Here is a 13,906-nt window from a genome sequence, read left to right as displayed (position 1 = left end):
CTCCTTGGCGGTTCCAGCCGCCGGTTGGGTGGCTTCGATGCACCCGGAGATTACGCCGTCCTCGAATTTCCACCAAACTCGCGACACTACCGGAGGGCTTGGAGATTTATACTGTGGAGATGTATTTGAAGGTGCGCCGTGCCCATTTTCATGATGGGCTGAGCGGTAGGGCGATAGCGCGGGATTTCGGGATCAGTCGGGATAGTGTGGCCAAGATGCTGGCCTATTCGGAACCTCCCGGATATCGCCGGAATGCCCCGGTCAAGCGGCCCAAGCTGGATGGTTTTACGCACCAGATTGATATCTGGCTGGGGGAGGACAAGGGGCGACCGCGCAAGCAGCGCCATACGGCCAAGCGGATATTTGACCGGCTGCGGGGCGAATGCGGGTTCACAGGCGGCTATACGATTGTGAAGGATTATGTCCGCAGCAAGAAGCGTGGAAGCAAAGAGATGTTTGTGCCGCTGTCCCATCCGGCAGGCCATGCGCAGGCTGACTTTGGCGAAGCGCTGGTTGTGATCGGTGGCATTGAGCAAAAGGCTTATTTCTTTGCCTTTGACCTACCGCATAGCGATGCCTGCTATATCAGGGCCTATCCGGCGGCCAATACCGAGGCCTGGTTGGACGGGCATGTTCATGCATTCGCATTCTTCGGGGCGGTTCCGCAGTCCATTCTTTATGACAATGACAGATGCCTTGTCGCCAAAATCATGCCAGACGGGGTTCGCAAACGCACCCGGCGGTGTCTGACGTCAGCACTCGTGGGACAGATTTAAGGTTTAGCTAACGGAGGATTTCTGGTTCATCGTAACCGTCAAGGAGTGAAGATGAACAAGAAATCCGGAACGAGTAAAGCAGCGGCAGATAAGCTGGTAAAGAATATCCGCCGCAAAACCAGACAAACCTATTCTGCCGAGGAGAAGATCCGCATTGTCTTAGCGGGCCTTCGAGGAGAGGAAAGCATATCCGCGCTGTGCCGTCGTGAGGGCATTGCGGAAAGCCTGTATTATAGCTGGTCCAAAGAATTCCTCGAAGCAGGCAAGCGGCGACTTTCTGGCGACACTGCTCGTCAGGCGACATCACCAGAAGTCAAAGAGTTGCGTTCGGAATCTATGGCCCTGAAAGAATGCGTAGCCGATCTGACCATTGGTAGTGTCGCGAGTTTGGTGGAAATTCGAGGACGGCGTAATCTCCGGGTGCATCGAAGCCACCCAACCGGCGGCTGGAACCGCCAAGGAGATCACGCCATGACAAAGAATACAGCAACATCGACATCCGCGCTACTGGCCAATGAAGCAGGCTATGACCCGATTGAAGACCGGCTGCGCCAGAACATCCGCGCGACGATCGAGGCGGTTTTCGAAGAGGAGCTGGAGCAGTTTCTGGGCCGTTGCCGGTATGGCCGCAGCGGCGGGGCAAAGGCCGGATACCGCCACGGGCATCGCGAGCGGCAACTGGTCGGAACATTTGGAACCGAAACGGTGCGCGTGCCGCGTGCGCGGATCACAGGCGAGGCCGGCAAGGCCAGAGAATGGCGCTCGAAGGCATTGCCCCGCTACCAGCGGCTGACGAAGAAGGCCGAGGCGCTGATCGCTGCTGTCTACCTTTCGGGCACCAACACACGGCGGGTAAAACGCGCCCTGTTCGGCCTGTTTCAGGGGGCGGTCAGCAAGGATGTGGTGAGCCGCGCCTGGCGCAAGGTGAAGGTGGACTGGCAGGCGTGGTGCGCCCGCAGCCTTGCGGATGAAGACATCGTGCGGCTGATCCTGGACGGCACCGTGATCAAAACGCGGATTGACAGGAAAGCCACCAATATCTCGGTTCTGGCCGCGATTGGCGTGCGCCGGGATGGGCAGAAGGTCTTGTTATCACTGATGAACATGGGCGGCGAAAGCACCTCCGCCTGGCGTCAGTTCATCAACGATCTGGATGCGCGCGGGTTGAAACGGCCCGAATTTGTCATCGTGGACGGGGCACCGGGACTTGAGGTCGCTCTCATTGCCCTCTGGGGTGAAGATCTGCCGATCCAGAGGTGCACGGTGCACAAGCACCGCAACCTTCTGGCCAAGGCACCCAAGCGTATGCATGATGAGTTGACAGAAGATTACCGCGACATGATCTACGCCAAAACACCCGAGGAAATCGCCACCCGCCGCAAGGCATTTCTGCGAAAATGGCGGCTGAAATGCAAGGCCGTCGCTGACAGCTTGGAAGAAGCAGGAGATAAGCTTTTCACCTTCACGCGTCTGCCACAAGGCCAGTGGAAATCGGCCAGAACGACAAATGCGATCGAACGCCTGAACGAGGAATTCCGCCGCCGCATCAAGACCCAGACCGTGCTGCCATGCGCCGAGACCGTGCCGATGCTGCTTTGGGCTCTGATGGCCTCGGGGCAGATCGTCATGCGAAAGGTCGATGGCTGGGAAACGCTCGCTCAGCCCGTCGCCGACGCAACCCTTGACCAAGCCGCCTGACCGGCGCATAACTCAACCCGCTCGGAGGTGCCTGAAATCAATTTCCACCACTTTCGAGACACAACCCTTGGCTGCCGACGAATATTCAGATACGCGAATTTTCGCCCCACTACGTCCATTTCTGTTTTCCCTGACCGCATGAGGGGGTCAGTATGATAGTGCGGCAACTGGTCGGGCATGGAATTTACGGAAACCCCTTGTTTTATTCCACTGATAGATCATGAATTTGGCAGCCGCCTCCCAGTCTTTCTCTCGCCAGATCAACGACATGTTCATGATGCGTAAAATACAGGGCCTGCCCGCTCTGAGAGATTTCCCCGAGCAAATCCAGTGCCGCCGACGTCCGCGTGTTGTCGAATGTCTCCAGGATGTCATCGGCTATGAACGGGAGGATCGTGCCATCGGCGACGAACTGACCATATCCCGCAAGTCGCAATGCCAAATATAGCTGAAAGCGCGTGCCCTTGGACATTTTGGCGGCAGAAATTGAACGGTTATCCTCATCCCGCACGGCGAGCAGGACTTCGTTTTGCCCGTCGGGTTGTGTCGCCAGCTTGGTATATCGTCCGGCGGTCAGTCTGGTGAAAGCCTTTTCCGTGGCGGCCAGCATACCGCTGCGATGGGTGTCACGATAGCGCGACAGTGCCTGCTCGGCCAATAGAACGCCCAGTCGCAAACGCAGACTCTTCCTGGCTTGTTCGGCCATGTCCAGCAAGAGAACCTGCCGCTTTTCCTGCAATCTGGCGACAGCATCATCGCCACCAACCGCAGCAAGCTCATCGCGGGCCGCGCGTAAATCTCCGATGGCACCTTCCAGCGTGTTCTCCGCCTCCACGAGGTCGGCTTCTACGGCCTGCAGGCTCGCAGTGGCTGTGGGAATGTCCGCACTTTCAAGGATTTCTAGTGCAGCGCCGAAATTATCCTGCCCCAAGCGAAGCACGATGCGGCCCTGCAAATCCGCAATCTCCTCGCGCAGCCCATCAGATTTTTCGGCATTTGAGACAGCATTTCGCAAATCTTCGGTGGTTTTGATCTCGGAGGATTCGGGAAATGCCGTTGCCATTTCCTCAACTGCTGCCGCAATACTATTGATTTCCTTTCTAACGCTGACCCGCATATCTTCTTGCTCCTGAATCTGTGATTTCAGGGTTTGCAAATCATGGCTGGCTTGTTCGGCTGATTTCATTCTGTTTATTAATTGTTGTGCCAGAACAAAGTCTTCGTCATGCAGGTCGCCACCCAGTCGCGTGTTCAGATCACGTAAAGCTTTGCCGAAGTCGCCGGCATCTTTTTTCATGGCCTTGATCCGGCCACTCAGTTTTTCGCGCTCCGACAGCCAAGGCCCGAGCTTGCGCAGGATTGGCAAGGCATCATGGAAACCCAACGGGTCGTCAATCTCAAGGGGAGAGGCATCAGCCTGGGCCTGCCATTCGGCTTCAGCCTTCGAAAGGCATCTTTCCAGCTCCTCGATTTTTTGCTTGCGCTTTTTAAGCTTGGCGCTGGCTTTTTGAATCGCGATTGCGCGCTCCTGAACACGTCCGGCATCCTCAAGGGTTTTGCGCGCCATACGGGTAAGGTCGGACAGGTCCCCCGCTTTCGGGTCAGCGTTCAGCGCCTTGCACAGAGCCGCCTCGGCCTGGGCGATATCCGCCTGCGCAAGCGCCTGAACTTCCTTCGCCTCCGCAAGGGCTGCGGTGGCCTTGTGGGCACCTGCAAGTGATTTCAGCCAAGGCTGCAGATCGTTGGGATCAAAATCCTCGGGCAGGGAAAGCTCTTTGAGAATACCGGCAAACGCGCCTTGTTCAGCCTCCAGCGCTTGTGTCAGCGTCTCGACTTGTGCATTCCAATGGGCCTTTTGTGCCTTCAGGTCAGCCGCATTCATTTGCAGTTCCCGCAATTGGGCCACCCGATCGGCTGCCTCCAACTGCGCGTCCTGTATGGTGTCCACCCGCACCATTTCTTCATGAAACCTGTCCGCTGTTTCACGGGTAAGAGTCTGGGCGTGCTCGTTCCAGACAGAATCGCGATGGACCCGTGCCTCTTGCTTGTCCTCATCCGAAAACAGGCTGGCATCGGTTTTCATGGTGTCGATTCGGGCTGTGATACTGGCCAGCTCGCGCGCCGCCTTGTCAAAATCCTGTCGTGCTGCCTTGTGCGCATCCTTCAGCTCATTGTGGCCATCAGCGATCCGCCGCGCCTGATCTTCTGTCACCGGAGCCACCGGTAATTGGTCAGCGTCGCCGTGCCACGGCACCAGACCTGCCAGCGCGTCCCTGACAGTATTCTTTTCACGGTCTGTGGCTACATTGGCTTCGCGCAGCTGGCTGACCAAGGCTTCAGGTTCAAGGCGATCCAAGAGGGCGCGAAGATCATCAACCGATGGAATGGCCTCAATTATTTCGGCTTCATCTTCGGAGATTTCGTCTAGCTCTGCCTTCGCGCCACGCTCTTCATCACGCGCTGCGTCGAGCAAATTCCGTGCCGTTTTCACTTCGTTTGCCAAGCGCTCAAACCTGCCTAGAACTGGCTCGGCAAGGATTTCCGGTTCAGCCTCGGTCAGGCCTAAATCTTTCATGGCCTGTTCAATATCCGCGTTCAGCTCTGTCAGTTCTTGCTCCCGTTTCGGTACGTCATCGCGTGCCGTCAGCGCCCGGGAGCGCGGCGCATCCATCAGCTGTTCAATCTCCTGCCTGACGGCAAGGATATCGGGATCCGGCTTGATCTCTTCCTGTTTTTCACGGAGTTTTTCCAGCGTTTCCAGCGCCGTAGTTTGCGTGGATGTAGCCGCAACCTCGCGTTCACGCAAGCCGCGGGCCTGCTCGGGCCAAGCCTCTTGAAAAACGGTATGATCTTTCACCAATTCCAGATCGGAGTGCAGCCCATTGCGTTTGGCCAACAGAGGCAAGCATTCGATAACAGCATCAACCTGGGCTTTGTCACCCATCAGATCATCGCGTTTTTTCCGCGCCGCCTTTTCATTCGTTTCGGCTTTTGCCAGCGCCGTGCGCAAGGTACGAAAGCGGTTGGCATTCAGGTCAAGATCACGGATTTGTCCGTCCAGAGTTTTCAGCTTGCGGCGCGCCTCGGCCAAAAAACTTTTACGCGCAGATTTCTTGTGAAAATTCTCCGCCGCCTCGCGCGCCTTGTCCAGCACGCCGCTCAGGTCAGAAAGCCCGGCAGCTGCGGAAAACAGAAGCTGGCCAAGGTCGCCATGGCTGGCAAGAATATCATCGCCACCTTTTTCGATCGTCTCGTCATCAAGCGAGAACATCGCCCGGTACTGCTCTCGGTTCATGCCATCAAGGGCGCGGGCCAAAATGGCCGGATTAACCGGGTTGCCGCTGGCATCAAGCAGATTGTTTTGCTGTTTTTTGATACGGACAAGCTCATGTTCCGCCCCGTCGATTTCCAAACAGGCCCCGATGCGCATGTTGTCATAATCATGCAGGAAATTGTATTGGCTGCGCGCGTGGATACCAAAAAGCAGATCGAGATAGGCTTCGAATGCCGTTGTCTTGCCCGATTCATTTGGGCCAAAAATGATGTGCAAGTCGGGTTTTTCTGACTCAGATGCCCCGAAATCCAGCGAAATTTCAGTGAAATGGCCAAAGCGGGTGAGATCAAGACGGCGAAGGCGCATTATCTGTCCCCCTCGGTTTCTTCACCCATCATCATGGCCACGACGTCCTCGCAACCTTCAGTAAGAAATGTGGTGACGCTTGCCGCCAACGCATCCCTGTCCGCACCAAAACCGGGTCTGATTTCCGGTGGCAGTTCTCCCACCAGCCACTCGGCCATTTCCACTGCGCGAGCGGTGACGCTCTCTTCCTGCATCAGCGTTTGCATGAGGGCCTGGAGTTCAAACCGCGGGTCCTCGCGGGCCTCAGAAGCTTCCGGCTGACGTAAATGACATTCGACCTTTTCAATCCAGACGGTTCCGATGAACTGGGCCGCTTCCCTGATCTGCTCGCTCAGCAGGTCCATATCCCGGCGAACCCGCCAGGCAAGCGGCGTCTGCCCTGTCAGATCAACCCGCAGGATGCTATTTCCCGCAGCCTGGGAAACCGCCTCTGTTATCGCGGCGGTGATCTGCGCAAGCATGTCGCGCCATTCCTCCACACCATCCAGCGCGCAGGACACCCGGTTGAATTCAACCTGCGATGTGCGCCTTTCCTCCAGCGTGACATTGTTGGAACCGGGGCCATCCGACACGCTGACCATCGTGACCGTTTTTGTACCGGCCTCACCGATATCGCGCCCCTGCGGCATGCCGGGCATTACGATATGGGGCGCCTCGGAATGGACCTGCCGTTTGTGGATGTGCCCCAGAGCCCAGTAATCATAGCCATGGTTCTTGAGGTCCGAGACGGAACAGGGCGCGTATGTGTCGTGCCCCTCGGACCCCGCAAGGCTCGTGTGAAGCAAGCCGATATTGAAGCATCCCGCCACAGGCGCAGGATATTTGGGCAGCAGGCTTTCCGGTGCCTGCGGCTTGGCAAAGCTGACCCCGTGAACGGCGACGCCGTATTCTTCAAGCTGTTTCGTCCCGCCATGCCCGGAAAACACATGGACGTTCGGGGGCAGATCCAGTTCCTTTGTGATGACACTCGCAGCGTCATGATTGCCGCGAATAATGAAGACGGGGATTTCAGCAGCATTCAGGCGCTCCAACTGGGCCGTCAGGAAGGCTGCTGTTTTCATGGAGTGAAGGTCGCGGTCATATAGATCACCCGCGATGAGCAACGCGTGGACATCTTCTTCCAGGCAAAGGGTCACGATCTGCTCAAGTGCTCCGCGTGTTGCGGACCCCACAAGGTCGGAAAGGACCTCATCCTTGAGCGCAAGACTATGTAAAGGAGCGTCGAGATGAAGGTCCGCTGTATGAATAAAGCGAAACATCCGAGCAGTTTAGGCGACAACCATGGGTTTCGCCAGATAGTTTCGGAAATTCTCAACCTTTCGCCCTGCCACGTCCATTTCTGTTTTCGCTGATCGCGTGAGAGGATTTGACACGGCTGCAACCTGTCGGATGCGAAACTCTCGAAAAACCCATGTTTTATTGGGCTTTCGTCGAGCGAACCAAATCGCCGCGAGGTTCGGTCGAATAGAGAGAAACGGGGGATAGAGAGCGTAATAAGGTGACCGGGCATTCTCGCAAGTTCGGTCGCCAGACCTAAACCCCTTTGAAACATAAAGAAAATCACCCCTGCATCAGGGCATTTCCGCGTTTCAATGAAGGCAAGTGGCGGAGACGAAGGGATTCGAACCCTCGAGACGATTCCTCGCCTACTCCCTTAGCAGGGGAGCGCCTTCGACCACTCGGCCACGTCTCCGTCGACGGGTTTAGCGGGGCTTAACGGTGGGGACAAGTGCAATATGACGCCTTGAATATCTTTTTGGCTTTGCGTCGGGGAAGGCTGAGGTGAAGCAAACCGGCATGCGCCTGCATTTCAAACTGCATGTAGTTTGTCTGGCTTGGTGTGAAAAGCCGATGGTGCACTCGACGAGATATTCTTCGAACGCCGGGTGCTCTCGTCGTTTCTTTGAAACGACTGCCGTCCAGTGTATTTTTCAAAATCCCGTTGGTCCTTCTGTTCCAGAAGAACCTGTGGTGCGGTTGAGAAGACTCGAACTTCCACGGGTGTTACCCCACAGCGACCTCAACGCTGCGCGTCTACCATTCCGCCACAACCGCATGTGATCTGGTAAGATGTGCGGCATATACCGAAACGCCGGTGGGTTGTGAAGAGCAAAAGCGCCCCATAGCCCCTTTGACAATCCAACCGGCCGATGCCACAGACGGACATCGCATTATGATGGGCAAGCCAATGGTTGAATGGATCATCTCCTCCGATCTGACGGATTATGATTTCGCGGTTTCCGAAATGGAAAAGCGGGCAGAGGCAATTGCTGCCGGCAACGCTGACGAGGCAATCTGGCTGGTCGAGCACCCGCCCCTTTATACCGCAGGCACCAGCGCCAAACCGGCCGACCTGACCGATCCTGACCGATTCCCTGTCTATACTTCCAAACGTGGCGGGCAATATACCTATCACGGCCCCGGCCAGCGGGTCGCCTATGCGATGCTGGATGTTGGCAAAAGGGGGCGCGATGTTCGCAAGTTCGTGCAGCAACTCGAGGATTGGGTAATCTGCACGCTGGAGCAGTTCAACGTCAAAGGCGAACGCCGCGACAGGCGTGTCGGGGTCTGGGTGGTGCGTGATGACAAGCCGCTGAATGCTGACGGCTCACAAGCCGAGGATAAAATCGCCGCCATCGGGGTTCGTTTGCGCAAATGGGTCAGCTTTCACGGGATTTCAATTAATGTGGAACCCGATCTGGAGCATTACAGCGGCATTGTGCCCTGCGGGATTACGCAATATGGCGTGACCAGTCTGGTCGATCTGGGGCGGCCGGTGGACATGACCGATGTAGATGTTGCATTAAAACACTGTTTTACTAAGGTATTCAGTGACTAATAAGTCAAATCCCGCCCAATTCAGGGATCGCCTTTCAATTCCCGTCACAGACCTTATATTCCGCAGGGGACGCGAATCTTTCTGAACGAGGTAACTATGAAACGTACACTTGCCATTCTAGCAGTTCTTGCTGCGGCATCACCTGCATTTGCCGAGGGCGATGTTGCCGCCGGTGAAAAGCTTTTCAAGAAATGTAAAGCCTGCCATATGATCGTCAACGGCGATGATGTGATCTTCAAAGGCGGCAAAACCGGCCCGAACCTTTATGGTGTCATTGGTCGTGCTGCTGGCTCGCAAGAGGACTTTACCAAATACAGCGCAGGCCTGACAGCTTTGGGCGAAGGCGGTCTGGTTTGGGACGAAGCAACATTGGCCGAATGGGTCACCAACCCCAAAGATTTCCTGAAAGCTCATGACCAGCCCTCCAAAACAGGCATGTCTTTCAAGCTGAAGCACGGCGGCGAAGATGTAGCGGCCTATCTGGCCAGCGTCGGTCCGGCACCGGAAGCCTCTAACTAAGAGCAATTGCAACACGCATCACACTTTATGCAAATCAAATTGAAGCCGCGATAAGGTGTTTCCTTTTCGCGGCTTTTTCTATGCGGATGATCCAGTGTTGGGCCAAAATGTCGCGCCTTACCCCTTCCTGCTGCAAACCCCTGTAACGTTTTATTGATCTGGATCAATTTTCCCCCTACAAAGGCGTAAGGAACGCGACGTGGAAAGGCAACTTTTCACGAATTATAAATATAAGAACAGGGAGTACGTTCATGGCGGACGCAGCTATCCACGGCCATGATGAACATGCCAAAAAGGGTTTCTTTACCCGTTGGTTCATGTCCACAAACCACAAAGACATCGGAATTCTTTACCTTTTTACCGCAGGAGCCGTCGGATTTATCTCGGTTCTGTTCACGGTTTACATGCGGCTCGAGCTTATGGAACCGGGCGTGCAATACATGTGCCTTGAGGGCGCGCGCTTTATTGCGGATGCGACTCGGGAATGCACTCCGAACGGGCATCTCTGGAATGTAATGATCACCTACCACGGTGTATTGATGATGTTCTTTGTTGTCATTCCGGCGTTGTTTGGCGGTTTTGGCAACTATTTCATGCCACTACATATCGGCGCACCTGATATGGCGTTTCCACGGATGAACAACCTATCGTTCTGGATGTATGTGGCAGGGGTAACACTGGGGGTCGCCTCGATGCTTGCGCCGGGGGGCAATGGGCAATCCGGCTCTGGTGTTGGCTGGGTCCTGTATCCGCCGCTATCCACTTCGGAAACAGGTATCTCGATGGATCTGGCGATCTTTGCGGTTCACCTGTCCGGCGCCTCATCTATCCTTGGCGCGATCAACATGATCACTACCTTCCTGAACATGCGTACACCAGGGATGACCCTGCACAAGGTGCCGCTGTTTGCCTGGTCGATCTTTATCACCGCATGGCTGATTTTGCTGTCGCTACCGGTTCTGGCGGGTGGCATCACCATGCTGCTGACCGACCGAAATTTCGGCACAACCTTCTTTGATCCTGCCGGCGGGGGTGATCCGATCCTTTACCAGCATATCCTGTGGTTCTTTGGTCATCCCGAAGTCTACATGATCATCCTGCCCGGTTTTGGCATCATCAGCCACGTTATCGCGACCTTCTCGCGCAAACCGATCTTTGGCTATCTACCGATGGTTTACGCGCTGGTGGCAATCGGGGTTCTGGGCTTTGTCGTCTGGGCGCACCACATGTACACCGTCGGGATGAGCCTGTCACAGCAAAGCTATTTCATGATGGCTACGATGGTGATTGCGGTGCCCACGGGCATCAAGATCTTCAGCTGGATCGCGACGATGTGGAAAGGCTCGGTCAGTTTTGAAACTCCGATGCTGTTTGCCATCGGCTTTTTGTTCCTGTTCACCGTTGGTGGCGTTACGGGTGTTGTCCTTAGCCAACCGGGTCTGGACCGCGCCTATCATGATACCTACTATGTCGTGGCGCACTTCCATTATGTGATGTCTCTGGGGGCCGCATTCGCGATCTTTGCCGGCGTCTATTTCTGGATCGGCAAAATGTCAGGCCGCCAATATCCGGAATGGGCAGGCAAACTGCATTTCGCGATGTTCTTTATCGGTACGAACCTGACGTTCTTCCCGCAGCACTTTCTGGGTCGTCAGGGCATGCCGCGCCGCTATATCGACTACCCCGAGGCCTTTGCCTACTGGAACTATATTTCATCATGGGGGGCCTTCCTGTCTTTCGCCTCCTTCGTGTTCTTCATCGGCATCGTGTTCTACACGCTGCTGGCAGGCAAACGGGTGACCGAAAAGAACTACTGGAACGAATATGCCGATACGCTGGAGTGGACTTTGCCCACCCCGCCGCCGGAGCATACGTTCGAAATTCTTGCCAAGCAGGAAGAATGGGACAGAAGCCACAACCACTAAGGGGATGGCGCATTGCCTTACGAGTGGCAGATAAAACCTGATCAAGAGGCCTCGGAGCAATTCGGGGCCTCTTGCTTTGCCCATACTACAGGCAAACCCTATTGCCAGCTTACCCTCTGGCCATACCGGTCCTTGCCGCCACGCGGATTTGTCTGGTTCATCGGCCTTACTGTTGCCCTGTTATGTGTCCCGCTATTTGCCCTGCTGGGCACCCGCCACCTATGGATCATGTTGCCATTTCTGGCCGCGGCTGTTGCATCCATCTGGTATTTTCTGATGCGTAGCTACAAGGACGGGACGATCCTCGAGACCCTGACCATCTGGTCCGACCATATGGAACTGACCCGCCAGAACCCGCGCGGCAAGCCGCAACATTGGGCGGCCAACCCCTATTGGGTCAGCGTGCACATGCACCCGAAATCCGGCCCCGTAGACAGCTACCTGACCCTGCGCGGCGGGGACCGCGAGGTCGAGATTGGGGCGTTCTTGTCGGTGGACGAGCGTAAGGCACTGATCGGTGAATTGCAGCGCGTGTTGGCCAGATTGCCGAAATAAGCTATGATGCACGAATTCTGTTTCTTTACGAGGTTATTCAATGCGCATTCTATTATCAACATTTGCCATCGCCACCACACTTGCCCTATCCGTCCCTGCCGCACAAGCGTTCGAAATCGGATTTGACTGGAAAGGGTTAAAGCTGTGTACCAGCGGCAATCCGAACCGCGTCCTCAACCCGCGTTTTGTTCTGAAAGACGTCCCCGTCGGCACCCAATATATCCGCTTCAAACTGACCGATCGCGATGTGCCGGGATATAACCACGGTGGCGGGGTGGTGAAATACACCGGCCAGCAGGTGATCGAACCCGGTGCGTTCAAATACAAATCCCCCTGCCCGCCCAGCGGTCGACATACTTACGAGTGGCGCGCCACAGCCCAAACCCGCAAGAACGGCGGGAAGATCGAGGTGGCCAAAGCCAGACGTAAATATCCGGAATAGCCACTGCCTGTGCGGCTGAGGCCTGTTGCCAAACCAAGCGAAATCTGGGACGCTGATCGCCAACGGAACCGCATGTTAAAGGCGCCGCAAAATGTCCGATATTCTGACCATCACCCTGAACCCTACGGTTGACTTTTCGACCTCGGCCAAACGGGTTCGTCCGGATCACAAAGTACGATGCACTGCCGCAATGCGCGATCCCGGCGGTGGCGGGGTAAATGTGGCCCGTGCTATCCATATTCTGGGCGGCGACGCCTGCGCCTTTGCCGCCGTGGGCGGACATATGGGGCAGATATTGCTAAGCCTTCTGGGCCGCGAAGGGGTGCAGGTGCATCCCTTCGATATTCCCAGTGAAACCCGTCAAAGCATGGCGGTGACAGAACGGCGCACAGGCCAGCAATACCGTTTTGTGATGCCCGACCCGATCTGGGACGCGGCGCTGGTGAAAAATGCTCTGGCGGACATTCGCAAAACCATCCCGAAAGATGGATATGTGGTGTTAAGCGGTAGTAACCCGCCCGGCGTGCCTGATGACTTCCCTGCCATGCTTGAACGGCAAATTTACGGCACCGGCGCACGGTTGGTGGTGGACACATCCGGGCGGGCCTTGCGGCAAATGGTGTCCGGCCCGGCGAACCCGCCCTACCTGCTGCGTATGGACAAGGCCGAGACCGAGGAACTGGCAGGAGAACCGCTGCAAACCGTCAAGGCACTGGCCCAATTCGCCACCCATCTGGTCAAACGTGGGGTAGCGCAGGTGATCGTGATGGCGCTTGGGGCAAAGGGGTCTGTTCTGGCCACTGGCAATGAACGCTGGCATGCGGCAGCAGCCGATGTGCCGGTGCGCAGCAAGGTTGGCGCGGGCGACAGTTTTGTCGGGGCGCTGGTTCTGGCCCTATCGCGCGGAGAAGCCCCGTCGCAAGCCTTGCAAAAAGGGGCCGCCGCCGCAAGCGCCGCTGTGATGACCGATGCCACCCGCCTGTGCCCACGCGCCGAGGCCAATGCGCTGGTGGCCCAATGCCCGCTTGTGCAACTAGAGTAGCACAATCAGGCCACACCCTTTTTCTGGGTGATTGAATTTTGGAACCACTTCGGGCATATTGCCAAAAAACGAGCAAAAAGCGGGATGACATCCGGATGAACCGGAGCGCCCGCATAGGCAAGAGGCAAAGACAATGAAGACCATCGCATTCACGGCGCTGATCGCCGTTTCCATCTTATCCGCAACCGCCCCTGTGGCCCTTGCCGGTGGTAAAATCCACCGCGCCTGCATGAAATCCGAACGCCCCGGCGCGTCGCGTCAATTGTGCCGCTGCATTCAGGATGCCGCAGATCAGGTCCTGACCAATCGCGATCAGGCGCTGGCCGCCAAGTTCTTTAAAGACCCACAGTTGGCACAGGATGTGCGTCAGGCAGACAATGCCCGCAAAGAAGCCTTCTGGCGGCGGTATAAGGATTTCGGCGCCACGGCGCAGGCTTATTGCCAGTAAGGTTTTGGTGCGAATGGTGGGC

Annotated in this window: 10 protein-coding genes, 2 tRNA genes and 2 pseudogenes; 10 read left to right on the top strand and 4 right to left on the bottom strand. The window is 56.3% G+C overall.

Annotation, left to right across the window (positions count from 1 at the left end; translation table 11 throughout):
* Positions 1-113: 113 nt before the first annotated feature.
* The 3 genes and pseudogenes from istA to ACQY4M_RS19300 form a co-directional block, all read left to right on the top strand.
* Positions 114-734 (top strand): annotated as a pseudogene (istA, locus tag ACQY4M_RS19310) (IS21 family transposase); the annotation flags it as partial.
* Between the two features lie 93 nt (positions 735-827).
* Positions 828-1,148 (top strand): annotated as a pseudogene (locus tag ACQY4M_RS19305) (transposase); the annotation flags it as partial.
* Positions 1,149-1,247: 99 nt separating this feature from the next.
* Positions 1,248-2,474: an IS256 family transposase gene (locus ACQY4M_RS19300; RefSeq protein WP_428539582.1), complete on the top strand. Its 1,227-nt coding sequence runs from the start codon at positions 1,248-1,250 to the stop codon at positions 2,472-2,474.
* A 202-nt stretch (positions 2,475-2,676) separates the two neighbouring features.
* Here the strand turns inward: ACQY4M_RS19300 and ACQY4M_RS19295 are convergent, their stop codons facing one another.
* The 4 genes from ACQY4M_RS19295 to ACQY4M_RS19280 form a co-directional block, all read right to left on the bottom strand.
* A complete protein-coding gene (locus ACQY4M_RS19295) occupies positions 2,677-6,114 on the bottom strand; it encodes an AAA family ATPase (RefSeq protein ID WP_428547553.1) in 3,438 nt (1,145 codons plus the stop codon).
* Complete coding sequence (locus tag ACQY4M_RS19290) at positions 6,114-7,373, bottom strand: metallophosphoesterase family protein (RefSeq protein WP_428547550.1); 1,260 nt, start codon at positions 7,371-7,373, stop codon at positions 6,114-6,116. Before ACQY4M_RS19290 ends, ACQY4M_RS19295 begins: the two co-directional genes overlap by 1 nt.
* Positions 7,374-7,717: 344 nt before the next feature.
* Positions 7,718-7,807, bottom strand: a tRNA-Ser gene (locus ACQY4M_RS19285).
* 276 nt (positions 7,808-8,083) lie between these two features.
* Positions 8,084-8,169: transfer RNA gene (locus tag ACQY4M_RS19280), tRNA-Leu, on the bottom strand.
* A gap of 118 nt (positions 8,170-8,287) precedes the next feature.
* Here ACQY4M_RS19280 and lipB point away from each other — a divergent pair.
* The 7 genes from lipB to ACQY4M_RS19245 all read left to right on the top strand — a co-directional run bounded on the left by lipB (position 8,288) and on the right by ACQY4M_RS19245 (position 13,884).
* Positions 8,288-8,953 carry a lipoyl(octanoyl) transferase LipB gene (gene lipB, locus ACQY4M_RS19275; RefSeq protein WP_428547547.1) on the top strand — a complete coding sequence of 222 codons (666 nt, stop codon included), beginning with the start codon at positions 8,288-8,290 and terminating at the stop codon, positions 8,951-8,953.
* A 96-nt stretch (positions 8,954-9,049) separates the two neighbouring features.
* Entirely contained in the window at positions 9,050-9,472 is a 423-nt protein-coding gene (locus ACQY4M_RS19270) for a c-type cytochrome (RefSeq protein ID WP_428547544.1), read from the top strand.
* A 251-nt stretch (positions 9,473-9,723) separates the two neighbouring features.
* Positions 9,724-11,397, top strand: coding sequence for a cytochrome c oxidase subunit I (locus ACQY4M_RS19265; protein WP_428547541.1), 1,674 nt, complete (start codon positions 9,724-9,726; stop codon positions 11,395-11,397).
* 12 nt (positions 11,398-11,409) lie between these two features.
* Positions 11,410-11,952 carry a DUF2244 domain-containing protein gene (locus ACQY4M_RS19260; protein WP_428547538.1) on the top strand — a complete coding sequence of 181 codons (543 nt, stop codon included), beginning with the start codon at positions 11,410-11,412 and terminating at the stop codon, positions 11,950-11,952.
* A gap of 40 nt (positions 11,953-11,992) precedes the next feature.
* On the top strand, positions 11,993-12,394 hold the full coding sequence (locus tag ACQY4M_RS19255) for a hypothetical protein (protein ID WP_428547535.1): 402 nt from the start codon (positions 11,993-11,995) through the stop codon (positions 12,392-12,394).
* Between the two features lie 91 nt (positions 12,395-12,485).
* Positions 12,486-13,436: a 1-phosphofructokinase family hexose kinase gene (locus tag ACQY4M_RS19250; RefSeq protein WP_428547532.1), complete on the top strand. Its 951-nt coding sequence runs from the start codon at positions 12,486-12,488 to the stop codon at positions 13,434-13,436.
* Positions 13,437-13,569: 133 nt separating this feature from the next.
* Positions 13,570-13,884, top strand: a complete 315-nt coding sequence (locus ACQY4M_RS19245; RefSeq protein ID WP_428547529.1) for a hypothetical protein — start codon at positions 13,570-13,572, stop codon at positions 13,882-13,884.
* Positions 13,885-13,906: the final 22 nt, after the last annotated feature.

It is taken from the genome of Profundibacter sp. (genome assembly GCF_965277155.1).
Classification (GTDB): domain Bacteria; phylum Pseudomonadota; class Alphaproteobacteria; order Rhodobacterales; family Rhodobacteraceae; genus Profundibacter.
This window is presented reverse-complemented; position numbering and strand designations above follow the sequence as displayed.

Excerpts from the sequence above, each read along its gene's own strand:
- ACQY4M_RS19295 (WP_428547553.1), bottom strand. The coding sequence starts at position 6,114 with ATGCGCCTTCGCCGTCTTGATCTCACCCGCTTTGGCCATTTCACTGAA.
- ACQY4M_RS19290 (WP_428547550.1), bottom strand. The coding sequence starts at position 7,373 with ATGTTTCGCTTTATTCATACAGCGGACCTTCATCTCGACGCTCCTTTA.
- ACQY4M_RS19300 (WP_428539582.1), top strand. The coding sequence starts at position 1,248 with ATGACAAAGAATACAGCAACATCGACATCCGCGCTACTGGCCAATGAA.
- ACQY4M_RS19245 (WP_428547529.1), top strand. The coding sequence starts at position 13,570 with ATGAAGACCATCGCATTCACGGCGCTGATCGCCGTTTCCATCTTATCC.
- ACQY4M_RS19255 (WP_428547535.1), top strand. The coding sequence starts at position 11,993 with ATGCGCATTCTATTATCAACATTTGCCATCGCCACCACACTTGCCCTA.
- ACQY4M_RS19250 (WP_428547532.1), top strand. The coding sequence starts at position 12,486 with ATGTCCGATATTCTGACCATCACCCTGAACCCTACGGTTGACTTTTCG.
- ACQY4M_RS19265 (WP_428547541.1), top strand. The coding sequence starts at position 9,724 with ATGGCGGACGCAGCTATCCACGGCCATGATGAACATGCCAAAAAGGGT.
- lipB (WP_428547547.1), top strand. The coding sequence starts at position 8,288 with ATGATGGGCAAGCCAATGGTTGAATGGATCATCTCCTCCGATCTGACG.
- ACQY4M_RS19270 (WP_428547544.1), top strand. The coding sequence starts at position 9,050 with ATGAAACGTACACTTGCCATTCTAGCAGTTCTTGCTGCGGCATCACCT.